General features: G+C 42.1%; 22 protein-coding genes. 9 read left to right on the top strand and 13 right to left on the bottom strand.

The annotated features are described in order from the left end of the window. Positions 1-10: 10 nt before the first annotated feature. The 7 genes from ACFQZX_RS05955 to upp form a co-directional block, all read right to left on the bottom strand. Positions 11-997, bottom strand: a complete 987-nt coding sequence (locus tag ACFQZX_RS05955) for a DUF6427 family protein (protein WP_377112542.1) — start codon at positions 995-997, stop codon at positions 11-13. A 59-nt stretch (positions 998-1,056) separates the two neighbouring features. After that, positions 1,057-2,046, bottom strand: a complete 990-nt coding sequence (locus ACFQZX_RS05950; protein ID WP_377112540.1) for a glycosyltransferase family protein — start codon at positions 2,044-2,046, stop codon at positions 1,057-1,059. A 75-nt stretch (positions 2,047-2,121) separates the two neighbouring features. Continuing rightward, the gene (locus tag ACFQZX_RS05945; protein WP_377112538.1) at positions 2,122-2,976 is read right to left on the bottom strand and encodes a UDP-2,3-diacylglucosamine diphosphatase; all 855 of its coding nucleotides are present in this window, start codon (positions 2,974-2,976) and stop codon (positions 2,122-2,124) included. Positions 2,977-3,345: 369 nt separating this feature from the next. Then, positions 3,346-3,756, bottom strand: coding sequence for a hypothetical protein (locus ACFQZX_RS05940; RefSeq protein ID WP_377112535.1), 411 nt, complete (start codon positions 3,754-3,756; stop codon positions 3,346-3,348). Positions 3,757-3,771: 15 nt separating this feature from the next. Further along, positions 3,772-4,287 (bottom strand): DinB family protein, encoded by a 516-nt coding sequence (locus tag ACFQZX_RS05935; RefSeq protein WP_377112533.1) that lies wholly within the window; start codon positions 4,285-4,287, stop codon positions 3,772-3,774. A 413-nt stretch (positions 4,288-4,700) separates the two neighbouring features. Next, positions 4,701-5,426 (bottom strand): YjjG family noncanonical pyrimidine nucleotidase, encoded by a 726-nt coding sequence (locus ACFQZX_RS05930; protein ID WP_377112530.1) that lies wholly within the window; start codon positions 5,424-5,426, stop codon positions 4,701-4,703. 56 nt (positions 5,427-5,482) lie between these two features. Next, the gene (upp, locus tag ACFQZX_RS05925; RefSeq protein ID WP_377112528.1) at positions 5,483-6,139 is read right to left on the bottom strand and encodes a uracil phosphoribosyltransferase; all 657 of its coding nucleotides are present in this window, start codon (positions 6,137-6,139) and stop codon (positions 5,483-5,485) included. Between the two features lie 263 nt (positions 6,140-6,402). Between upp and uvrB the strand changes: the two genes are divergently transcribed. From uvrB to ACFQZX_RS05905, 4 genes are all read left to right on the top strand, one after another. Then, positions 6,403-8,430 (top strand): excinuclease ABC subunit UvrB, encoded by a 2,028-nt coding sequence (gene uvrB / locus ACFQZX_RS05920; protein ID WP_377112525.1) that lies wholly within the window; start codon positions 6,403-6,405, stop codon positions 8,428-8,430. Between the two features lie 240 nt (positions 8,431-8,670). Continuing rightward, entirely contained in the window at positions 8,671-8,919 is a 249-nt protein-coding gene (locus tag ACFQZX_RS05915; RefSeq protein ID WP_377112523.1) for a DUF4834 family protein, read from the top strand. A 3-nt stretch (positions 8,920-8,922) separates the two neighbouring features. Beyond that, entirely contained in the window at positions 8,923-9,219 is a 297-nt protein-coding gene (locus ACFQZX_RS05910) for a hypothetical protein (protein ID WP_377112521.1), read from the top strand. A gap of 86 nt (positions 9,220-9,305) precedes the next feature. Further along, complete coding sequence (locus ACFQZX_RS05905) at positions 9,306-11,783, top strand: YfhO family protein (protein ID WP_377112519.1); 2,478 nt, start codon at positions 9,306-9,308, stop codon at positions 11,781-11,783. Positions 11,784-11,865: 82 nt separating this feature from the next. Here ACFQZX_RS05905 and ACFQZX_RS05900 read toward each other — a convergent pair whose 3' ends face one another. Both ACFQZX_RS05900 and ACFQZX_RS05895 read right to left on the bottom strand, forming a co-directional pair. Then, positions 11,866-12,615: a glycosyltransferase family 2 protein gene (locus ACFQZX_RS05900; protein WP_377112516.1), complete on the bottom strand. Its 750-nt coding sequence runs from the start codon at positions 12,613-12,615 to the stop codon at positions 11,866-11,868. Then, on the bottom strand, positions 12,612-13,883 hold the full coding sequence (locus ACFQZX_RS05895) for a glycosyltransferase family 4 protein (RefSeq protein WP_377112513.1): 1,272 nt from the start codon (positions 13,881-13,883) through the stop codon (positions 12,612-12,614). Before ACFQZX_RS05895 ends, ACFQZX_RS05900 begins: the two co-directional genes overlap by 4 nt. A 92-nt stretch (positions 13,884-13,975) precedes the next feature. Between ACFQZX_RS05895 and ACFQZX_RS05890 the strand changes: the two genes are divergently transcribed. Both ACFQZX_RS05890 and ACFQZX_RS05885 read left to right on the top strand, forming a co-directional pair. Beyond that, positions 13,976-14,506 (top strand): serine acetyltransferase, encoded by a 531-nt coding sequence (locus ACFQZX_RS05890; RefSeq protein WP_377112510.1) that lies wholly within the window; start codon positions 13,976-13,978, stop codon positions 14,504-14,506. Continuing rightward, the gene (locus ACFQZX_RS05885) at positions 14,506-15,258 is read left to right on the top strand and encodes a class I SAM-dependent methyltransferase (protein WP_377112508.1); all 753 of its coding nucleotides are present in this window, start codon (positions 14,506-14,508) and stop codon (positions 15,256-15,258) included. Before ACFQZX_RS05890 ends, ACFQZX_RS05885 begins: the two co-directional genes overlap by 1 nt. Before the next feature lie 5 nt (positions 15,259-15,263). Here ACFQZX_RS05885 and serS read toward each other — a convergent pair whose 3' ends face one another. Continuing rightward, positions 15,264-16,535 carry a serine--tRNA ligase gene (gene serS, locus ACFQZX_RS05880; RefSeq protein ID WP_377112505.1) on the bottom strand — a complete coding sequence of 424 codons (1,272 nt, stop codon included), beginning with the start codon at positions 16,533-16,535 and terminating at the stop codon, positions 15,264-15,266. Positions 16,536-16,675: 140 nt separating this feature from the next. Here serS and rsmI point away from each other — a divergent pair, with 140 nt between their 5' ends. After that, complete coding sequence (rsmI, locus tag ACFQZX_RS05875) at positions 16,676-17,398, top strand: 16S rRNA (cytidine(1402)-2'-O)-methyltransferase (RefSeq protein WP_377112502.1); 723 nt, start codon at positions 16,676-16,678, stop codon at positions 17,396-17,398. A gap of 7 nt (positions 17,399-17,405) precedes the next feature. Here rsmI and ACFQZX_RS05870 read toward each other — a convergent pair whose 3' ends face one another. Then, a complete protein-coding gene (locus tag ACFQZX_RS05870; RefSeq protein WP_377112499.1) occupies positions 17,406-18,809 on the bottom strand; it encodes an MBL fold metallo-hydrolase RNA specificity domain-containing protein in 1,404 nt (467 codons plus the stop codon). 131 nt (positions 18,810-18,940) lie between these two features. On the opposite strand from ACFQZX_RS05870, the gene ACFQZX_RS05865 reads away from it, so the two are divergent. Together ACFQZX_RS05865 and ACFQZX_RS05860 are read left to right on the top strand one after the other, a co-directional pair. Next, positions 18,941-19,312, top strand: a complete 372-nt coding sequence (locus tag ACFQZX_RS05865) for a BlaI/MecI/CopY family transcriptional regulator (RefSeq protein ID WP_377112497.1) — start codon at positions 18,941-18,943, stop codon at positions 19,310-19,312. 2 nt (positions 19,313-19,314) lie between these two features. Next, on the top strand, positions 19,315-21,264 hold the full coding sequence (locus ACFQZX_RS05860; protein WP_377112495.1) for a TonB family protein: 1,950 nt from the start codon (positions 19,315-19,317) through the stop codon (positions 21,262-21,264). Positions 21,265-21,287: 23 nt separating this feature from the next. Here the strand turns inward: ACFQZX_RS05860 and ACFQZX_RS05855 are convergent, their stop codons facing one another. Next, complete coding sequence (locus ACFQZX_RS05855; RefSeq protein WP_377112493.1) at positions 21,288-21,980, bottom strand: PAS domain-containing protein; 693 nt, start codon at positions 21,978-21,980, stop codon at positions 21,288-21,290. 49 nt (positions 21,981-22,029) lie between these two features. Beyond that, positions 22,030-22,185, bottom strand: a complete 156-nt coding sequence (locus ACFQZX_RS05850; protein WP_377112491.1) for a lmo0937 family membrane protein — start codon at positions 22,183-22,185, stop codon at positions 22,030-22,032. Positions 22,186-22,387 lie beyond the last annotated feature (202 nt).

Genomic DNA, 22,387 nt, shown 5'->3' with positions numbered 1-22,387 from the left:
AATGTAAAAGTTAAAAAGTGTTAAACTGAAAATATATGATACTGATAAGCAGCAATAAATATAAGCTCTCGTAAAACCACTTACGGCTTGCATAAGCAAAATAGTAAGATAAAAACACAGCAGCAGGTATTATACAAAGCACAAAATGATTAAGGTTAAAGCGGCCTTTAACGTAGAAAGACACTCCACCCAGTAAAAAAACAAATAACAGCAACTGGAACGACTTACGCACCTGTACATAGCTTTTGTAATAGTTTTGCTGAAAGGTAAATACAAACAAAATCAGCGCAATAATTACAGGTATGAGTACCAAATAATTGTAATTGTTGATGCTGATGCTGTTTGGAAATTTTGAGCCAAGCGGCGCCCAAATATTATAAAAACTGCCTAACCGGTTATTTAAATAATAATATACGCCAAAAAAGAAAAACACGGTAAAATAACCCAATACACCTGAAATCCATTCGCGCCAGTTAAACGGCCTGAAAATAATCAGGGCTATCCATATAGCTAAAAACAGATAGACATAAGGCAGATAAATGATAGACCCCAATGCTGTAATCATCCCCAGATCATACGCTGCAGATTTAGCATCTTCGCCTTTATAAAAGCTGAATAATTTAAACAGCATCCATATGATCAAAAAGTTACATATCAGTGGTGCGCTTAATACCATGAATGGTGGAAAAAGCGACGAGAGCGTAACATACATCAATGAGGGTAAAAAAGTAGCCCGGCCTAAAAGATTGTATTTATTTACAAGGTAATTCAGTAAAACGGCCTGCCCTAACACCAAAACGGCCGCAATACATACATTTTCTATCGGCGAAAAAGCATATTCATAAGCTACTGGGACCAGGAGCCGGGCAAAGGGCTCAACGAATACAAATTGTAATTTATCGGGTGCTTCAACAATGTAACCCAGGCGAAGTATAAAAACCAGGATGGCCAACCATAAAATATTAAGCGGATTAAATGCCCTAAAAATGTTGATCATAATAACGGATGGCCCTGAACCCGCAAAATTAGTACAAAAAGTGCTTACTATGCAATTGCTTATTTACGTGCGTATTGCTTTATCATATTATCCACTATCTGTGCGGTTTCATCCGGAAAATCAACGGCTATGCGTTTATCATCGGCAAGCCAGTTACTTATACGGGGTAAAAAATCCTGGTTAATGGTAGGGATAACTTCTACCCCTAATCTTGAGGCAGATAACGCGTTGCACTGCTGTTCATACTGCCCTTTCATGGGGATCATCAATACCTTTTTTCCTAAGAACAGCGCCTCGGCCGGGCCTTCAAAGCCGCCGCCGGTAAGCAACCCGGTACAACTTGCCAAACTGGCGTTAAAAGCCTCATTGTTTACCGGGAAAATATGCACATTCCCTTCGCGAAATGGCGTTTTCTGACGTTTACTGAATACCTGCCACTCGGCATCTTTTGCCTGCCCAAGGTACTTCACCAGTGTTCTATCGCTATAGGCCGGCAGGTAAACCGCGTAATGGCCCTTATTCGATGTTTCCATCTTACGGATATCGCTGCGGATAACAGGCGTATGGATAAAATCATCATAACGCTCAAAGTGAAACCCGATATGATGAGTTGTAGGCGAATAATATTTAAAAAGCCACTCGGCATAATTCCACTTTTTAGGACGTGGCGTTTTAGGCGATACAAAGGAGCATTGGTGACTTAAAGATACTGATGGTACTTTTTGCAACCGGCAGGCCCAGGCGCTAACAGGTTCAAAATCATTAATGATCAGGTCATAATTATTCAACGGGAGGCTATGCATATCCTTCCATAGCTGCCGCAGGTTCATGATCCTGAATGTTGCCCAGTTATCAACCCCGCCATTTTTACCAAACACAAAGCTGAAACCATGAAATTTATATTGAAGAGGTTGCGAAAGGCTGACCTCGGCCTCGGTGCCGCTTACCAACAAATCAACTTCGCCATATTGCTGCAGCAGGGGTACAATTTCACGGGCACGACTGATATGGCCGTTACCTGTACCCTGTATACCGAACAATATTTTCATGGTGTAGAATTGCGGGCAATTTAATAAAGAAAAGTATAAGCAGAAATGGAAACCACTTTTTATCAGTACAAAGTATTAATGCGTTTCCTGCTTAAATCTTTCTAACAGTACACGTACGTCCAACTTGGCATCAAGGTCTTCCGCGTCGGTATGGTCATCGTCCTCGGTTTCCTGCTTAAAGTCGTCGGGGTTGTATTTAAAAATACGCCACTCACGGTTGTGATATTCTAAAGCGGTAAGGCTTTCCACCCAATCGCCGCTGTTAAGGTAAAGCACCGAACCATTTTTTTCGGTCGATTGTATCTGGCGTATCTCCGCATGGTGAATATGCCCACAGATAACATAACTGTAAGCTTTTTCAACGGCCAGATCGGCAGCCGTTTGCTCAAACTGGTTAATAAACTTAACAGCATCTTTAAACCTGGCCTTTACTTTTTGCGAAAAGCTCATTTTAGGTTTGCCCATTTTGGTAAGTAACCAATTGGTAAAGCTGTTGATCAGTATCAAAGTATCATAGCCCACAGCGCCCAGCTTTGCCAGCCATTTAGAGTGCTGCATGGTAACATCAAATACATCACCATGAAAAATCCATGCTTTTCGGCCGTCAATATTCAGCACTATTTTATCCAGCAACTGAAAAGTGCCCAGGTTAAAATCTGTAAATTTGCGCAGCATCTCGTCGTGGTTACCGGTAAGGTAATATACCGGTACACCATCGGTAACAAATTTTAAAATACGGCGCACTACTTTCATGTGGGTTTCTGGCCAGTATGATTTGCTGAATTGCCAAATATCAATGATATCCCCGTTCAGGATAAGCATTTTTGGCTTTATACTTTTAAGATATTTAAGGAGTTCTTTGGCGTGACAGCCATATGTGCCAAGGTGCACATCAGATATGATAACTATATCTACTTCGCGTTTTGCCATTAAAAATTACGTGGCCTAAAATTCATAAACGCTGGTTTGCGGGTGGCGGTTCAGAAAGATTTTTCTTCCTCGTCGTCTTCATTAACCTTTAGTTCGTAAGGGCTTAGATAGAATGCACCGAGCAAAACCAGTAATCCTATTACAAACAAGTAAGCAAATTCAAAATTCATCTTTCCTTATTTTATACAAATATCGGGCAATCAAGTTATTATAATGTTAAGACTGCATTAAATGTAAAAGGTTACGCCCTAACAGCAAATATTTTTTTACTCTCTTTACATCGAGCAAAAACAACATTTTGATAAAAGTATAACGCGATTATGAAAATGTAATGAAAGGTATGCGACTTGTAAGTGTAGATTATTTATTTTATTGACTTCTTACACTAATATGAGTAAATAAAATCCCAATAACCATTGTTAGCGCACTTGTAACCCAAAGCCAATAGCCAAAACCATTAAAAATAATTATACTATATTGACCAGCTTCATTTATCATCACTCGTTTGAAGAACAACAAGAATGACAAGCACATAACTGAAGCGGCAAAACTTATATATAAAGACGCTTTGATGTTTTTATTTAAATAATACCACGAAAGAAATATCAAAGGATTAGCAAACCATGTTATAGCTGCACCTCCCAATAAAAAGCTGAAACATCCACCTATCAAACACCAAAATGATTTGATGCAGTCAAGTTCAGTACAAAAAGCATTTTGAGTTAATGATATTAAGTATAAAAAACAACTAACAAAGCGCAACCGATTGTGAAAAGACATATGAATAGTTAAAATTTAAAGTCTTTTCGTTATCCGGTTTAATTGTTTCAAATGATGCTCCAAATGTATGCGGATAAACTTTAACCATTGCCCCGCATTTAACATTCCCATGCGCGGGTGTTTGTAGCGAGCGTACGGCAAAGCATCTTTAATTTTATCAGTTATACCATCAATCCGCTTGCGCGACTTAATAATAAGGTTTCTGGCTTCTTCCTTATCGATCTTTTTCACGCTGTCTTCCAGTTCGGCGGGTGCCTTGGTTTTAAATGGCGGAAAACTACCCATCAGCAGCATGTACCGCCCCATAAGGGTAAGCCCTCCCTTTGCAGATTGGCCGTTATTATGCGTGCAACGTTCAAGCGCAATGCTGGCGCCAAGTGTAGATCTCAATATGTGATCATAAACCTCGGCATAGCTCCAGCCTCCGCCTGATGGAGTTTGAGTAAACTGCTCGTCGTTTATGGTATCAAGCATACTGCGATAATTGTTCAGTGCTTCGTCAATAGCCCGGCGCTCTTTTGCGGTGTTCATGTATTAAAGATAAGAAAAGGGATCGACTTTATATCTTACTGCTCAATCTGTTATCTATTTATCTGTTATGCTAAATCGCTGATAAGCATCTATTCATTTGCTCTTCGTTAGGAAAGGCAATAGTCAATATCATCGTTAGTGGAGGTTCTTTTTCTTTTCTCTCAAAAGAAAAAGAACGAAAAAGAAAAGTCGCGGCTGCGCCAGCTTGCTATGGAAGGTAGTAGTAAAGCAGTGCCTGTGCTACCCGCAATCTGCCAATGCCGCATTAAGGAAGGTTGCGTTAAGGTTGTCCGAGCACTCTTTAAAAAACCTCATTAGGAAAAGCAATCTCCTAATCGTTGTTGATCCAAGGGGGTCTAACGTTTTTCTTGTTGACCAATTCATCTTATTATAGTACGCCAAACTAAAGTCTCCTATAGAATCTGCGTCAACTCTTTCAGATGATGTATCTGCAAAGTAACATCAGCGGGTTTATCTAAATGGAAAGGGTTAAAATATATGGCATCCATACCAACACCCATGGCGCCCCTGATGTCGGCCTCTATACTATCGCCTATCATAACGCTCTCTTCGATAGTACCGCCTGCAAGCTCAATAGCATGACGAAATATCTGCGGATCTGGCTTGTTAACACCCACATCTTCAGATATGATGATGTTTGCGAAATACTCACCCAGATTACAGCCATTGATCTTTAGCTGCGACGAATCTTTGAACCCGTTGGATATCAAATGCAGTGTGTACTTACCCTTTAGATAGGCCAGCGTTTCATGCGCGTGAGGAAAGAGATTGGTTTTTGTGGGGCAAAGATTTACATAAGCATCCTCAAAATCGGCGGGTATCAAATCGGGATGCAGGCCAAGTTCCATAAAAGTAGTTTTAAACCGGGCGTCGCGAAGCTCCAGCTTGGTTATCTCACCCAAATGATATTGCGCCCATAGCTTATGGTTGTTTCGTGTATAAGTTTCAATAAACAGATCGGCCGAGTGCAGGCCAACCCCCCTGAGTTTGTAAACGCCGTAAAGTTCATGCAGTGTTTCTTCGGCATTTTTATCAAAATCCCAGATGGTATGGTCAAGGTCGAAGAAAATATGCTTGTAGATTTTAGAATCACGATTTACAATTTCAGATTGTGGCATAAGGCAAAGGTACCATTACCAAATCGTAAATCTAAAATCGTGCATCTTAAATCTTATTAAGCTTTCTCACCAAACGCCAGATCGCCAGCATCACCTAAGCCCGGTACTATATAAGCTTTGCTGGTCATTTCCTCATCTACGGCGCAGGTCCATATTTGCGCTTTTGGCAGGTTGGCACGTACGTGGGCAATACCTTCTGTACTGGCAATAACTGCTGCAATATGCAGGGCCTTAATGTTATACTGTGCTATTAACTCCTTACATACCATCACAACGCTTTGCCCGGTAGCCAACATGGTATCGCACATAATCACTACTTTGTCGTCAAGGTCTGGACTGGAGATGTGGTTCAATTGAATAGTAAAATCACCGCTTTTTTTCACCTTCCGAAAGGCTGTTATAAATGCAGCCGGCGAACGGTCGAAAAAGTTCATGAAGCCCTGGTGAAAGGGCAAACCTGCACGCATAATTACAGCAATTACCGGCTGTTCTACCGGCAGGTTTACGTTAGCAATACCCAGGGGCGTTTGTACATCTGCGGGGGTATACTTTAAAGTTTTACTGATTTCATACGCTAAAATACCACCAAGCCGCTCCTGGTTCTGCCGAAAGCGAAACTTATCCTGCTGAATGTTTACATCGCGTAACTCAGCCAGGAACTGGTTAGCGATGCTGTTAGTTTTGTTGAGTATAAACGGCTGTGTTGAAGGCATGGTTTAAAGATAAGTATTTCAATGTTAATTAGTCGACTTATCCCCCTCTCCTCTCTGCTACACAAAGAGTGGAGATTCAAGTTTTTTCAATGAAAAGGAAGTTTTTAAAGTCCTTTCCTCTCGAGAGGTTAATTGAAGGGTAGTCAACCCCTGCTGACATACCGTTGTCATTAAACGCAACGAACATTGCACAGTCAAAATCGTTATCACTAATTGCTAACTGCTGATTTACTAATTGTTTAATCCGTATTTTTGTTAAACGCATGGATTTTAAAATAACCTCTCAATACGTACCTACCGGCGACCAGCCTAATGCTATTAAACAACTGGTTGAAGGGGTAAACAACGGCGATCCTTTCCAAACCCTGCTGGGTGTTACCGGCTCTGGTAAAACCTTTACCATTGCCAATGTTATTGAACAAACACAAAAACCAACATTAATATTAAGCCATAATAAAACATTAGCTGCACAGCTGTATGGTGAGTTTAAGCAGTTCTTTCCGGACAATGCCGTAAACTACTTTGTTTCTTATTACGACTATTATCAGCCCGAGGCTTTTATCCCCTCATCCAATACTTATATAGAAAAAGACCTCCAGATAAACGAGGAAATAGAGAAACTGCGATTGCGCACAACATCGGCCTTAATGAGCGGACGCCGTGATGTAATTGTAGTATCCTCCATCTCCTGTATATATGGTATGGGCAACCCCGAAGACTTTGCAGCTTCGGTATTTAAGTTTGCCGTTGGTACCCGCATTAGCCGCAACGCTTTTTTACACCGTTTAGTTGAAATACTATACGCGCGTACCACTGCCGATTTTAAGCGTGGAACCTTTCGGGTTAAAGGTGATACGGTTGATATCTTTCCGCCTTACCTGGATTATGCCTACCGGATATCTTTTTTTGGGGATGATATTGAAGAACTAAGCTCGTTTGATATTACCACCGGGAAAACCATCGAGAAAACCACACACATGGTGGTTTACCCGGCCAACTTATATGTTGCGCCACGACAGCGTTTTCAGCAATCTATCTGGGCTATACAGGAAGAGCTGGAAGTGCGGAAAAAGCAGTTTATAGATGATCAGCGCTTTATTGAAGCCAAGCGATTAGAGGAAAGGGTTAATTACGACCTGGAGATGATACGCGAACTGGGCTATTGCAGCGGCATTGAAAACTACTCCCGCTTTTTTGATGGCCGCCAGCCTGGCATGCGCCCGTTCTGCCTGCTGGATTATTTCCCGGAAGATTACCTGATGGTGATAGATGAGAGCCACGTTACCGTACCGCAGATACGTGCGATGTACGGTGGCGACAGATCACGAAAAATATCATTGGTTGATTATGGTTTCCGTCTGCCTGCAGCAATGGATAACCGCCCGCTTAATTTTCAGGAATTTGAGCGTTTGGCGCCGCAAACCATTTATGTGAGCGCTACCCCTGCAGATTTTGAACTGGAAAAATCTGGCGGTGTAGTGGTTGAACAGGTTATACGCCCTACCGGGCTGTTGGATCCGCTGATTGACGTTCGCCCGGTTATTAACCAGGTAGACGACCTGCTGGACGAAGTAGACAAAACCATAAAGGCCGGTGACCGTGTACTGGTTACCACCCTCACCAAGCGCATGGCTGAGGAACTTGCCAAGTACATGGATAGGCTTGGTATAAAATGCCGTTATATACACTCGGAAGTCAAAACCCTGCAGCGGGTGGAAATACTGCGCGGGCTACGCCTCGGCGAATTTGACGTACTGATAGGTATCAACCTACTACGGGAAGGTCTTGACCTGCCCGAAGTTTCACTGGTAGCCATCCTGGATGCTGATAAAGAAGGATTCCTTCGGTCGGAGCGCTCACTGATTCAGACGATAGGCCGGGCCGCCCGTAATGACAGGGGCCGGGTAATTATGTATGCCGATACGATAACCGAATCGATGCAGATCACTATTGAAGAAACTGCCCGCCGCCGTGAGAAACAGATCAAATACAACGAAGAGCATGGCATTGTGCCTAAAACAGTGGGCAAAACAAAATCCGAGATCATGGAGCAGACATCGGTTGTTGACTTTAAAAGCGGTGTACAACAGGCTTATGTGGAAACTGAGGTTGCAACTCTGGCTGCCGACCCGATTGTGCAGTACATGACCAAAGCCGATTTGAAAAAATCAATAGAAAATACACGCAAGGATATGGTTGCCGCTGCCAAAAACATGGACTTCCTGCTTGCAGCCAAACTGCGCGACGAAATGTTTGCGCTTGAAAAAATGATGGAAGAGAAGTTTAGTTGATTTGCAAATATGCAAATGAGCAGATGTATAGATGGTTTAACTGAAATCTGAAGGAGGCATTAAGAGGAACTATCGCTTGAATGAATTGAAAAATCTTTTTATGTTCAACTGGATCACTATCTAACAAGGTCCTATTCGCCCATTCTCAGTCTCTTCACTTGCCCGGGTGATACCGGGCCGGTAAACTATCCAAACAAATAATTCGTTATATGTTTATATTTGTAATACAAAAATTTAAAAATGATATTAATTCGTTTCCTGATCATATCAATCTGTGCTTTATATATCATCCGTAGCCTGGTGCGTATATTTTTGCCGATGCTGTTTCAAAACGTAGTTAACAAAGCGCAGGAACAGGCTCGCCAGCAACAAAATTATCAGCAGCGCCAGCCAGATGGTAAGGTCCGTATCGATCACATGCCCGAGCCTAAAAAAAATTCTGTCCCAGACACTGAAGGAGAATTTGTAGATTACGAGGAAATTAAATAGTCTATGCTGCCCGAGGGAATATATAAACGCAGGCGCAACCACAATAACACGCCACCAACAGTACTTTTAATTATTACTAACTGTATTGTACTGGCTGTACTTATTCAAATTTTTACCGGCTGCAATACGGTTAATAATTACTTTTGGGGAGTTGTTGCCGTTCTTGCGCTGTACAACGTTTATACCATTCGCCGCAACCCTGATGAGTATACCTGGCTTAATGGAATTATTTATGTGGCCAGCATCCTGTTCATGGTTTTTCTTTTCTTTTATTTTCGCGACCAGCCGCATAACTGCTGATCTGTTAAAAACTTATCGCTTTAATCTCGGCCAAATTTTTATTTTTGGAAGATTTTAACATTATATTATTCCCTAAAAGAGTTTAAATGAATAACTGGATCAAGCGTAATAGCGGGCATCTTATAGTTGCGGCCATTTTCTTTGTACTAACTTATGCCTATTTCCTTAGCCCAATTTTACAAGGTAAAGTTTTGTACCAGAGCGACGTTTTGCAGGCCAAGGCCATGCAAAAAGAAATAATGGATGTTAAGGAAAAAACTGGTCATGCACCATTATGGACCAACCAGATGTTTGGCGGTATGCCAAGTTACCAGATATGGGCTAAATATGGAAAAAACCTTACTACTTACGTTATTGATGGCTTAAAAGTCATCTTTCCAAATCCGGTTGATACCGTTTTATTATATCTGTTTGGTGCTTACCTGCTATTTTGCACTTTAAATTTAAACCGCTGGCTGGCAGCAGCAGGTGCAATTGCATTTGCTTTTTCGTCATATAACTTTATATATATTGAGGCCGGCCACGCCAACCAGGCTTACGCCATTGCTTTTTTTGCCCCTATAGTTGCAGGTATAATCATGACACTGCGCGGCCGCTATATTTTAGGGTCTGCTTTAACTGCTTTTTTCCTGGCCATGGAGATACGCTCCAACCACGTGCAAATGACCTACTATTTGTTACTGGCAATCATTATTTTAGTGTTCATAGAGCTTTATCACGCTATAAAAACCAAAGCAAACAGGCCGTTTTTTAAAGCCATAGCTTACTTGTTTGCCGGTACCATTTTAGCCGTGCTGGTTAACGCCGGCAGTTTATGGACTACCTATGAATACAGTAAGTACACCATACGCGGGCAACCGAATTTAAAAAGTGAAAAAACCGAGGCAAGCACCGGTCTTGATAAAGATTATGCCTACAACTGGAGCCAGGGTGTAACAGAAGTGTTTACCTTCTTTATCCCTAATGCTTATGGCGGCGGCTCTGGTACTACAGCCGGGCAAGATTCAAAGGTGGCGAAAGCTTTGATGGAAAAAGGCGTAGACGCCGGACAAGCACAACAGTTTGCCAGCCAGATACCTTTATACTGGGGGAACAAACCAAGCACCAGTGGGCCATGGTATTTTGGAGCTATAGTGTTCTTTCTATTTGTGCTGGGTTTAATTATTGTTAAAAACCGTATCAAATGGTGGTTGTTAGGCGCTGTTTTGTTAAGCGTATTTTTATCGTTCGGTAAAAACCTGCCATTCCTTTCAGATTTGTTTTTTAACTATTTCCCGCTTTACAATAAATTCCGTGCAGTTGAGTCGACACTGGTTATCGCGTCATTATGCTTTCCCGTACTTGCTTTCCTGGCACTTAATGAGGTATATATCAATCCTGATAAAAAGTATATCTGGGACAAAACCAAACTGGCATTTTACATCAGCGGTGGGCTAACCTTATTAATGATCATATTGCCTGGTATTTTCTTGAGCTTTAAATCTACCGAACATCAAAATTTTGTAAATGCGCTTTCCCAGGCATTCAGAGGCGATACCGGTATGGCAAATTCTGTTGCCAACGCACTCATTGAAGACCGCCAGGCACTGGAAAGGCAGGACGCTATCCGTACACTGATTTTTATCGCATTGGCATTCGGCCTGATCTATATCCTGATCAAGCAAAAAATCAATACCACATTTGCTGCTATTGCCTTTATGGGTATTGTTTTGATAGATATGTGGAGCGTTGACAAACGTTACCTGAAAGACGACACCTTTGTTGACCGAAGCCTGATTGACCAAGCTTATGTACCGCGTGAGATAGATGAGTTTATTATGCGCGACAAAGACCCGAATTTCAGGGTAATGGACCTTACCCTTCAGGATCCATTCCGCGATTCACACTCGTCTTATTTTTATAAAACGGTAGGTGGCTTCCACTCTGCAAGGCTTCGCCGTTTTGACGAGCTGATGGAAAACCAGTTTACCAAAAGCATCAACCAGGATGTACTGGATATGCTGAACACCAAATACATTATTACTCCAGACCCTAAAACCGGTGCTGCCAGCATGCGTGCCAACTCAACCGCCTGTGGTAATGCATGGTTTGTAAAAAGCGTAAAGTATGTAAAAGATGCCGATGAAGAGATGGTCGCGATCAGCAGCTTTTCTCCTAAAGATGAGGCGATGATAGATGAGCGCTACAAAAAGCTGGTGGAGGCAAAACCATTAGGTTACGATGCCAATGCTACTATTAAGCTTACCAGTTACACACCGGAGCATTTAACTTACCAAACAGGCTCTACCGCCAACCAGGTAGCGGTATTTTCTGAAATTTATTACGATAAAGGATGGACTATGCTGATAGATGGCGTTGAGCAGCCATACTATCGTGCCGATTACCTGCTGCGCGCAGCTACTATCCCGGTAGGTAACCATAAAATTGAATTTATATTCCACCCTACATCCTACTACACCGGCGAGAACATTTCACTTGCGGGTTCGGTGTTACTGATATTAGCCCTTGGTGGCGCTGTTTATACCGAGCGTAAAAAGAAACAGCCTGAAGTTAAAAAAGGTTAAGGTATTACAATCCAAAAGAAAAGGCGATGAGTACACATCGCCTTTTCTTTTGGATTTACTATTTGCAAATGATAGTAAAGCATTAATCATTGGTCCTTCTGTTCAGCAACCAATACCAGCCAAGGTTAAAAGCAATCACAACATGATTAAATACTGTTGGCACTAACCCGTAATGAAGTTTCATGATATCAAAGCGTTCCATCAAGCTTTGCCGGTGCCTGGCTTTTGACATACCCCCTACCAGATATTTGGCTACATAGCCATCAACCTTCACAATCTTGGCGGCTTTTTTTGCTGCCTTAAGTATCCAGTCGATATCAGCACTGAGCTTATAACGTGGGTCATAAGGTTCAACCAGTGAGCGTTTAATATAAATAGCCTGATGACTAACACTCATACCGTATTTAAAGCTGCGCCAGGTAAATTTTTCCGGGGCTTTATGGCGTCTACGGCCAAGGCTCTCTCTTGCGTCATTCACCATTTCTGTTTCGCCATAATAAATGTCGGTATTTTCGGCAGTGGCAAAAACATTTTCTACCGTGTCATGAGCATAAAACTCATCACCGGAATTCATGAATATTACATAATCTCCTGTTGCCAGGGCAAGCCCTTTGTTCATGGCATCGTAAATACCCTTATCTTTTTCGCTGATGAGTTTAGCTATACCGCTTTCGTATTTTTTGATGATATCCAGCGTACCATCGGTAGAAGCGCCATCAATAACAACATATTCAATGTGGCTGTAAGTTTGATGAATTACAGATAACAATGTACGCTCAATATCCCGAACGTTATTGTAAACAATGGTAATAACGGATAACACGGGCTTCATGCGCTTGTATGGTTTAGGGCCGATTGATACAGTGAGATATATTCACCGGCTACTTTTTTATTATTAAACACCCGCTTCACCTTGTCGCGGGCCGCTTCCGCAAAGCCTGTGCTTTCTTCAGAAAGTAAAAAGCTAATTCCCTTGGCCATATCCTCCGGCGATTTAAAGCTGGCCAGGTAACCATTCACCCGGTGGTCTATCAGGTCTGGTATCCCGCCGGTATCAAAAGCAACAACAGGTGTTGCGCAAGCCATCGCTTCCATAATCATATTGGGCAGGTTATCTTCAACCGCAGGTGACACAAAAACATCCGCCATGCTGTAAATCTCAACCAGTTCTGCAGGAGATTTAATAATACCCAACTGATGCACGAGGAAAGGCAGGGCTGAAACATCAAAGTGCTTATTCTTGCCAAAAATCACAATTTCTATATTATCATCATTGGCGGTGCTCTTCAGGTGATGCAAAGCATCTACCAAGAAGGTAATCCCTTTGCGGCGATCGTTAATATTGGCCGCGCCAAACAGGATAATTTTGGCCGATACGCTGATCTTCCATTTTTCCCTTGCTTTGTTTTGAGGCTTAGGTGCAAAAAAATCAGTATCTATCGGGTTAGGTATCGCCTTCACCATAAAGCCTTTTAATAAAGTGCTTTTCATAGCTTGTTCGCCCAGCCAGTGGCTGCAGGTAACTACCTGCAGATTTTTAGCGGCTGCAAACATCCGGCTTTTACGCAGCCAGCCGTCATGAGAGATATCATCATCGTGCGGGTTACGCAGAAAGTAGCAATTACCACATTGATTTTCAAAATACCTGCACGGGCCTGAGTAATGGCAGCCGCCGGTAAAAGCCCACATATCATGCAGGGTCCATATTACGGGCTTATTAAATGCTAAAAGCTTTTTTATTTCACTGATAGATAAGAAGCCCGCGTTAGTCCAGTGCAGGTGTATAATATCCGCTTCCTTAATTGCTTTTGCGTTATGAATGGTAGTTCCACTTGGCGCAGTTGAAAAAGCGAAACGTACGGCTTTTTCGCGTTCGTAAAACAGGATGAATGGTATACGTTCCCACAGAAAATTAAACTTCTCTCTTAACTTGCCCCAAAAACTGTCATTAACGCCTATCACACTATCTTGTTCGCGCGTTTTGTGTTGAACAACCATGGTTGCTTCAATACCTTGCTGCTTAAGGGCTTTAAGCAAACGTGTACAAGCTTCGGCGGCTCCCCCTCCGGCATCGGATGTGTTTATTAATGCAACCTTCATTTATCGGGGCAAGTATAATGATACTAAAATAAAAATTTTACTTTTGATTGCTTTATTCGTGCCTAAATCACGTTTAATGCTTTTTAAATTGAATGAGCTTTTTTGCCTACATATTTCAGGATTGGAAAGTTAACCGTGGTAATGTAAAAGCACGGCTGGTGCTGGTTATGTTCAGGCTGGTGAATGCCATTAACCGCTACATACTGCTGAAGATTATTTTCTTTCCGTACCTGATGTTTTACCGCTTTTTTGTAGAATGGAATTTAGGTATTGAGTTGCCAAGAAAACTTGTCGCAGGTAAAAATTTGATATTTTACCATGGGCAGGGCCTGGTAGTGAATTATAAAACTGTTTTGGGAGATAATTGCACCCTGCGTAACGGCGTAACCATTGGGCATAAAAAACTGGCCGACGGCACATTAAGCCTGTGTCCACGTTTAGGGAATAACGTTGATGTGGGCGCAAACGTATGTATTATAGGCGATATCAGCATCGGCAACAATGTAACAATAGGTGCAGGGGCTGTGGTGGTTAAAGACCTGCCCGATAATTGCATAGCCGTTGGTAACCCGGCGCGTATTTTAAACAAGGTTGAGGCGGCAGCCCAAATAGTAAATATTTAATGGACAATAATTTAACCGACCGCTCCTTTTGGAAATCGTTTTGGGAATCACGCAAAGGGCTTATATTTAAAATTAAGCCCAATTACGTTTTTGGCGATATACTTGGAAAACTGATAGCCCAAAAAGGCATTAAAAACGCCATTGAGCTTGGTGGCTTTCCAGGCTATTATTCTATTTATCTTAAAAAGTATCAGCATTTAAAAACCACCCTGCTCGATTATTTTATACATCCGGAATTAATCAATCAACTTCTTGCAGCTAATGATCTGCAATCGGGCGATATAGATATCATCGAGACCGACCTGTTTACCTATCAGCCGGCAGATAAATACGATATGGTGTTATCATTTGGGTTGATAGAGCACTTTCATGACACCCAATTCATCATCAATGAACACCTGAAGTTTTTAAAACCGGGCGGTACCCTTTTTATTACGCTGCCCAATTTTAAAAGTGTTAACGGCTGGGTTCAAAAAAATTTTGACAAAGAAAATTACGATAAGCACAACATCAGCAGCATGGACCTGAACCTGCTGGGCAGTAGTTGCCAGGCGCTGGGCTTAAAAGATATAGAAACCTACTACCACGGTAAATTTACGGTATGGCTGGAGAACAAATCGGAGCAAACCAGTGTAGCTAAAGGCATTGTAAAAGCTATATGGGTAGTCGGCAAGGCTTTCACCAAGCTGGTTCCCATAGAAAGTAAAGCCCTCTCTCCGTATATTGTAGTGAAGGCTGTTGCTCCTTTATAAGCTCATTAATCTATCCACTCAAAGCGGGTGTAAGGCACAAGCGCCTCAGGTATTTTAATACCTTTTTCGGTCTGGTTATTTTCCAGCAGGGTTGCTACAATACGTGGTAGTGCCAAAGCGCTGCCATTTAAGGTATGCGCAAGCTGTGTTTTACCTTCTGCATTGCGGAAGCGCAACTTTAAGCGGTTAGCCTGAAAAGTTTCAAAATTAGATACTGATGATACCTCCAGCCAGCGTTGTTGTGCGGCGCTCCAGGTTTCCATATCATAAGTAAGTGCACTCCCAAAACCCATATCGCCACCACAAAGGCGTAATACACGGTAAGGCAAGCCAAGTTTTTGCAGTAAACCCTGCACATGGTTGCTCATTTCTTCCAGCACTTCGTAGGATTTATCAGGATGTGCTACCTGCACAATCTCTACCTTATCAAACTGATGCAGGCGGTTCAAGCCACGCACGTGCGCCCCATAAGAACCAGCCTCGCGGCGGAAGCATGGTGTATGCCCGCAGTTTTTAACAGGCAATTCTTCGCCCTGCAGGATAACATCCCGGTAAAGATTAGTAATGGGAACTTCGGCAGTGGGGATAAGGTAAAGATTATCCAGACCCACAAAATACATCTGACCTTCTTTATCCGGCAACTGGCTGGTACCAAAGCCCGATGCTTCGTTTACCATCAGTGGTACGCTTACTTCACGATAGCCGGCTTTCTCAGCTTCGTCGATAAAAAAGTTGATGAGCGCGCGCTGCAGCTTGGCTCCTTTATTTTTATATACGGGGAAACCCGCGCCGGTTATCTTAACGCCTAATTCAAAATCAATCAGGTTATATTTAGCCGCCAGTTCCCAATGTGGTAATGCGTCGGCAGCCAGTTCGGGCTTGTCACCATTCTCCAGCACCACTTCATTATCTTCGGCGCTTACGCCTTTAGGTACAGATGCATGCGGAAGGTTAGGCAATAGCACAAGTTTATCCTGCAAATCAGCTTCAAGCACTGTTAGCTGCTCATTCAGTTGTTTGATCTCTTCTTTCCACTTACCGGTGTTCGCTTTAACAGCTTCTGCTTCATCCTTTTTCCCGGTACGCATCAATTCGCCAATTTGCTTAGCTGCTGCATTAGCTTGCGACGAAACGTTATCCAACTGGTTTTGTGTCTGGCGGCGTTTTTCATCCAAACCAATCACTTCATCAACCAATTCGGGTTGTTTAAAATTTTTTACAGCCAAACGTTCCAAAACATTCTCCCGATTTTCGCGGATATAACTAACTTGCAGCATTTAATTTAATTTTGAGGCAAAGATATAAATTAGTCCATAGTCCATAGTCGATGGTCGATAGTTTTTCTGGTGCATCGAATTAAGGACGATAGTAGCTTTCATTACCAAATTTATGCTATGGACTATCGACAAACAATAACATGAGCCAAAACAGCACCGGCAAACTTTACTTAGTGCCAACACCTATAGGCAATCTGGAAGATATTACTTTCAGGGCCATTCGTGTATTAAAAGAGGCCGACCTGATACTGGCCGAAGATACACGCACTTCGGCACCCTTGCTTAAACACTTTGATATCCAAAATAAGGTGTTTGCGCATCACCAGCATAATGAGCATCAATCAAGCAACGAGATTATTAAGTTTTTGCTTCAAGGACAAACCATTGCGTTGATATCAGACGCAGGTACGCCTGCCATATCAGATCCCGGCTTTTATCTGGTACGCGAAGCGCTTAAATTTAATATAGCCGTTGAATGCCTGCCCGGCGCGACCGCTTTTGTGCCCGCACTGGTAAACTCGGGCTTCCCAACCGATAAATTTTGCTTTGAAGGTTTTCTACCTCTCAAAAAAGGCCGACAAACACGCTATAAATTCCTGGCGGCAGAAGAGCGTACTATTATTCTTTACGAGTCGCCACACAGGTTATTGAAAACGCTGGAAGAAATGGCTACCTATTTTGGCGCCGACCGGCAGCTATCCGTATCGCGTGAGCTAACGAAAATGTTTGAGGAGACCGTTCGGGGCACGGTGGCAGAAGTTAAAACATATTTTGAAACTCACCCGATTAAGGGCGAGTTTGTGATATGTGTTGCAGGTGCCGAAGCTCCTGAAAGCAGCAAGAAAAAGAAATACGAAGAATAGCTTACGCTTATTCCAACACTATCTTTTGGTGCTGATAAGGAATCTCTATATCAGTAAAGCCTTTTTCTTTTAAGGTTTCGGCAAAGCGTTGCTGCACTTCATATTCGCCGTGTACCAGGAAAACCTTCTTCACCTCTTTAGGATCCTGGCAGGATACAAAACGCAGCAGATCCTCATAATCGCCGTGGGCGCTCATGCTTTTTATCGACCGTACATTGGCGTTCACCTGGTAAGGTTCTCCAAATATGTGCACTTCCTTTTCACCACGGGCTAAACGGCCGCCAAGCGAGTTAGGTTCGGCATAGCCCACCATCAATATGGTATTTTTAGCATTATTGATGTTATTTTTGATATGATGCTTCACTCTGCCGGCCTCAGCCATACCTGATGAAGATATGATTACACAAGGCCTGGTATCGTCATTCAGCGCTATTGATTCAACTGTAGATTCAATGAATTTTAAGCCTTTAAAAGCAAACGGATCAGCATCAACCTTTAAAATCTCTTTTACACCCTTATTATACTCTTCTGGATGATCTTTCAATACCTGGGTAGCTTTTTCCGAGAGCGGACTATCCACATAATAAGGCACATCCGGCAGGTCGCCACGAAGTTCCAGCGCGTTAAGCGCAAATAACAATTCCTGGGTCCGTCCAACACTAAAGGCAGGTATAATTACCTTCCCTTTTTTACGCTCGCACGTTTCTTTAATAACGTCAAGCAAAGCATCTTCAATAGGGCCAATATCCTTGTGCAGGCTGTCGCCATAGGTCGATTCCAGTAAAATATAATCTGCCTGCGGAAAGGTCTGCGGGTTTTTCAGTATCATGTCGCCATAACGGCCAACATCACCGCTGAAAGTAATGCGTGTTTCTTTTCCATCTTCCAACACTGTGATGTGCACGGCAGCACTGCCCAGTACGTGGCCTGCATCGGTAAAATTAAAACGTATACGAGGGGTTATCTCGTACTCCTCATGATAATCAACAATTTTAAAAAGGCGCATAGCAGCTATTGCATCCTCTTCGGTATAAAGGGCTTCAAGCATTGGCTGCCCCCGTTTTTCGCGCTGCCTGTTGCTGTACTCTACATCCTGCATCTGAATTTTGGCCGAGTCCATAAGCAGGATACGGGCCAGGTCCATAGTTGCTGCGGTGCAAAAAATAGTACCCTCAAAGCCCTCGTAAACCAGGCGTGGTATTAAACCGCAGTGATCAATATGCGCGTGTGAAAGTATCAGATAATCTATTTTTTTAGGATTAAAGCCAAAGTGCTCATTCATGTCTTCGGTTTGCTCACCAAGACCCTGAAACATACCGCAATCCAGCAAAACGGTTGTACCATCATTAAGTTGCAATACATGTTTGCTTCCGGTAACATTACGGGCAGCGCCGTGAAAAATTATTTCCATTTATGATTATGTTGTTTTGGACAACCGTACAGAACAAATAAAGTTTATTTAAAAATAAACTAAAAATTTAGTTGCATATGCGGTTATTAAAATTTACCTTAGTATCAACGTACTTAATAAAGTGTAAATAAATGGATATAAAAGAGTTAACCCGGGCCGAAGAACAAATCATGCAGGTATTATGGCAGTTGGGAAAAGGCTTTGTAAAAGATGTATTAGATGTATTGCCCGAACCCAAACCCGCTTACAACACCGTATCAACCATAATAAGGATACTGGAGACTAAAGGTTTTGTTGACCATACCGCGTTTGGTAAAAGCCATGAATACTACCCAGTGATCAGCAAAGATGAATATAAAAACTTCGCTGCTGAAAAACTGCTAAGCGGATACTTTGATAACTCCGTGAACAGGATACTTTCCTTTTTTGTAAAAAAGGAGAAAATTAATCTGAAAGAAGCTGATGAGATTATGAAACTGATTGAAAAATTAAAAGATAAATAGCTATGAACTGGTGGCATTACTTACTGCTGGTAAATATTTACCTGTGCCTGTTTTACGGCTTTTATACCCTGCTTTTACGCCGCGAGACCTTTTTTCAGCTCAATCGTCTGTACCTGGTAGGGTCGTCCATTTTATCCTTTTTTATACCGCTGATACAAAGCGATTGGGTAAAGGACCTGTTTATCACTAAGAAGGTGCAATATACTATTTACGGAAGTAATGCTATCTCGGTTACAGACATAGCCCCTATAAAAGATAATCCAGTAACGGTAGGAGAGGTTTTGACGGTTTTGTACACGGTTGGGGTGTTGTGCCTGTTTATAAGGCTGATTATACAGTTGGTAATGCTTCGTAAAGTGATTAATGATCCGTCGCCAGGAGTATCTTATTCATTCTTTAGTAAAATAAAAGTTAGCGAGGGTATAGACGGACAGGAGGTGATACATAACCACGAACTGGTGCATGCCAGGCAGTTTCACTCTGCCGATGTACTGGTGATCGAAGCTGTTATGATCATCAACTGGTTTAACCCTATAGTTTACCTTTATCGCTATGCTATAAAGTATGTACATGAATACATAGCCGATAAGCATACGCTTGATGCCGGCACCAATAAGGCAGACTATGCCTTGTTGCTGCTAAGCCAAACTTTTGAAGCCCCCACACACCATTTAGTTAATCCTTTTTTCAACCATAGCTTACTAAAAAAACGGATCATGATGCTACACAAAAATAAATCGCAGCGTATTAAACTTATTAAATATGGTTTATCAGCGCCATTATTTATATTGATGATGATACTCTCATCGGCAACTATCAGCGATAGCAAAGCGGTTAATATTATTCATGAAAAAGCAGAGCAGGCTTTTGAGTTCACGCTGCATGATACCTCCTATCGCAGTGCTGTTGTTAGTTATGACCTCAAGAAAGATAAATTACCTGCAAGTTCCGATACCATACCCGATGGTAAAAATCAGGTCTTTAGCGCTGTAGAACATGCACCAGCTTTTCCGGGCGGGGAGGCCGGCTTTAAAGCATATCTGTCTGAAAACATTAAATACCCTGCCGAGGCGGTAAAAAGTAAAGTGGAAGGCCGCTCTGTTTTAACTTTTGTTGTTGAGGAAGATGGTTCACTGTCGGACATTAAAGTAGTAAGATCATTAGGCACCGGTACCGATGAAGAAGCCATCCGGGTTTTAAAAGCCTCGCCCAGATGGATCCCCGGCAAGCAAAATGGGCACACAGTTAGGGTGCAATATACTGTTCCGGTAAGTTTCTCGCTTGCCAAAGGCTCGGCACAAGTAGCGCAACCAAAAAACGAACCAGCTTACTCTGCCGTACAGGAGCTTCCTAGCTTTCCGGGCGGCATGGATGCATTTAGCAAATACGTTTCACATAGTGTTAAATATCCTAAGTCTGCACGTAATGACAATATTCAGGGGCGAGTGATTGTGGGTTTTATAATAGAAGAGGATGGGGCACTATCAAACTTGAAAGTAATAAGAGGAGTACGGAAAGATATTGACGACGAAGCTTTGAGGGTAATGGGCGCATCTCCTAAATGGACCCCGGGTAAACAAGACGGACACGCTGTACGGACACAGTATACTGTACCTATTAACTTTGCCCTTGCGCCTGATGAGGATAAAAATACCAGGACAGGTTATGTACCTGCCAATGAATTAAAAGCTAATCCCTTAGTCGACACAACTTCCAAACCCGTACGGATAACTTTACGGGAAAGTAAAGGACCAGAGCCACTTTATGTGGTCGATGGCAAAACGGTATTGAAAAAATCTCTTAATGATATTAACCCTAACGACATTGAAAGCATAACGGTTTTAAAAGACAAACCAGCAATTGCTCTATATGGAAAAGACGGCGCTAATGGCGTTGTTGAGGTTAAAACTAAGAAAAGTAACAAAACGATAAACAGAATATTCAAACAGTAAAGCCGGCTCAAAACCGGCTTTTGTTATTCTGGCGATCCTTCTGTTTCTGCCCCTTTACGCTCACGCAGATTGCGCATTATTTTTGTAAACCCACGGTGACGGTTAGCTTCATCAAATAAAGGAAAAACCAATCCGCTGCCCCAAAATAAACTACCATCCTTACGTACATGATAACGCTCATTAATGGCCCTGCCATCTTTTGCTGCTAAATTTAATTCAGTTTGTGGTGCCCCCTCGGCGCGGTCATCGGCTGTAAAAAAAATCTCACTGTTACGTCCAATAATTTCCGCTTCGGCGTAACCTAAAATCTTTCCAGCTCCGGTGTTCCAGCTATTTACATCTCCGTTTTTGTCTGTTGTGAAAACAACATAATCTTCAATGCTATCCAGTACCTGGTGAAAAAAATCCTCGCTCATCCGGAAATAGCTATCCTCAAATACATCACTCTCTGTTAAGGACGGATTTTGAGTTGCATATTCAACTTCTACAACTACACCCTCAATACCACATGCAAGTTGCAAAGGTTCGCGGGTTATTTTGTAAAATGTTTCAAAACCTTCCGGCAAATCAGTAAGTCTTGGCTTTTCACGTACAGGTAATAATATGATATGTGTGGTTTCGGCATTTTGCTCATCCGATTTACTGCTGGCCAGCATATAGGTATATCCCTTTTCTATAAGGTCGCCCAGCAACTGTGGTGTAAATGGAATTCTCATCTTTGCTTTACTTAATATAAGAGCATATAAATTAAGGATTCGAGGGAATCTAAACGGCGGTTGGCCTGCGAATGATCCTGAACAAAAGTACTATAATGGCCAGTACCAATAATAAATGAATAAAGCTGCCAACTGCTGCAACAAAAAAACCAATTGCCCAGCCAATAATAAGTATAGCGGCAATAACATAAAGCAATGAATTCATAAGCCTAATTTTAATTGATCTTCAATAGGTATAATAATTCATAATATGAAAAAATGTTTTAACAATAGTTTACATGGGATTATGGAAAAAACATAAAACAAAAAGAAGCTGTCTCAAAAGGGCAGCTTCTTTTAGTTTCAGGTGTATTTTTTGTAACTTAAAGGCATGGGAGGCAAGGTAGTCTTTAAGGAATATGATCCTG

This window comes from Mucilaginibacter litoreus, from assembly GCF_042676805.1.
Classification (GTDB): domain Bacteria; phylum Bacteroidota; class Bacteroidia; order Sphingobacteriales; family Sphingobacteriaceae; genus Mucilaginibacter; species Mucilaginibacter litoreus.
Note: the sequence above shows the minus strand (reverse complement) of the source record. Positions and strands in the feature narration are given on the sequence as shown.

Excerpts from the sequence above, each read along its gene's own strand:
- upp (WP_377112528.1), bottom strand. The coding sequence starts at position 6,139 with ATGCCTTCAACACAGCCGTTTATACTCAACAAAACTAACAGCATCGCT.
- ACFQZX_RS05950 (WP_377112540.1), bottom strand. The coding sequence starts at position 2,046 with ATGAAAATATTGTTCGGTATACAGGGTACAGGTAACGGCCATATCAGT.
- ACFQZX_RS05915 (WP_377112523.1), top strand. The coding sequence starts at position 8,671 with ATGATATTAATTCGTTTCCTGATCATATCAATCTGTGCTTTATATATC.
- ACFQZX_RS05900 (WP_377112516.1), bottom strand. The coding sequence starts at position 12,615 with ATGAAGCCCGTGTTATCCGTTATTACCATTGTTTACAATAACGTTCGG.
- ACFQZX_RS05910 (WP_377112521.1), top strand. The coding sequence starts at position 8,923 with ATGCTGCCCGAGGGAATATATAAACGCAGGCGCAACCACAATAACACG.
- ACFQZX_RS05865 (WP_377112497.1), top strand. The coding sequence starts at position 18,941 with ATGGATATAAAAGAGTTAACCCGGGCCGAAGAACAAATCATGCAGGTA.
- ACFQZX_RS05895 (WP_377112513.1), bottom strand. The coding sequence starts at position 13,883 with ATGAAGGTTGCATTAATAAACACATCCGATGCCGGAGGGGGAGCCGCC.
- ACFQZX_RS05850 (WP_377112491.1), bottom strand. The coding sequence starts at position 22,185 with ATGAATTCATTGCTTTATGTTATTGCCGCTATACTTATTATTGGCTGG.
- uvrB (WP_377112525.1), top strand. The coding sequence starts at position 6,403 with ATGGATTTTAAAATAACCTCTCAATACGTACCTACCGGCGACCAGCCT.
- rsmI (WP_377112502.1), top strand. The coding sequence starts at position 16,676 with ATGAGCCAAAACAGCACCGGCAAACTTTACTTAGTGCCAACACCTATA.
- ACFQZX_RS05930 (WP_377112530.1), bottom strand. The coding sequence starts at position 5,426 with ATGCCACAATCTGAAATTGTAAATCGTGATTCTAAAATCTACAAGCAT.
- ACFQZX_RS05885 (WP_377112508.1), top strand. The coding sequence starts at position 14,506 with ATGGACAATAATTTAACCGACCGCTCCTTTTGGAAATCGTTTTGGGAA.
- ACFQZX_RS05945 (WP_377112538.1), bottom strand. The coding sequence starts at position 2,976 with ATGGCAAAACGCGAAGTAGATATAGTTATCATATCTGATGTGCACCTT.
- ACFQZX_RS05955 (WP_377112542.1), bottom strand. The coding sequence starts at position 997 with ATGATCAACATTTTTAGGGCATTTAATCCGCTTAATATTTTATGGTTG.
- serS (WP_377112505.1), bottom strand. The coding sequence starts at position 16,535 with ATGCTGCAAGTTAGTTATATCCGCGAAAATCGGGAGAATGTTTTGGAA.
- ACFQZX_RS05870 (WP_377112499.1), bottom strand. The coding sequence starts at position 18,809 with ATGGAAATAATTTTTCACGGCGCTGCCCGTAATGTTACCGGAAGCAAA.
- ACFQZX_RS05890 (WP_377112510.1), top strand. The coding sequence starts at position 13,976 with ATGAGCTTTTTTGCCTACATATTTCAGGATTGGAAAGTTAACCGTGGT.
- ACFQZX_RS05855 (WP_377112493.1), bottom strand. The coding sequence starts at position 21,980 with ATGAGAATTCCATTTACACCACAGTTGCTGGGCGACCTTATAGAAAAG.
- ACFQZX_RS05905 (WP_377112519.1), top strand. The coding sequence starts at position 9,306 with ATGAATAACTGGATCAAGCGTAATAGCGGGCATCTTATAGTTGCGGCC.
- ACFQZX_RS05940 (WP_377112535.1), bottom strand. The coding sequence starts at position 3,756 with ATGTCTTTTCACAATCGGTTGCGCTTTGTTAGTTGTTTTTTATACTTA.
- ACFQZX_RS05935 (WP_377112533.1), bottom strand. The coding sequence starts at position 4,287 with ATGAACACCGCAAAAGAGCGCCGGGCTATTGACGAAGCACTGAACAAT.
- ACFQZX_RS05860 (WP_377112495.1), top strand. The coding sequence starts at position 19,315 with ATGAACTGGTGGCATTACTTACTGCTGGTAAATATTTACCTGTGCCTG.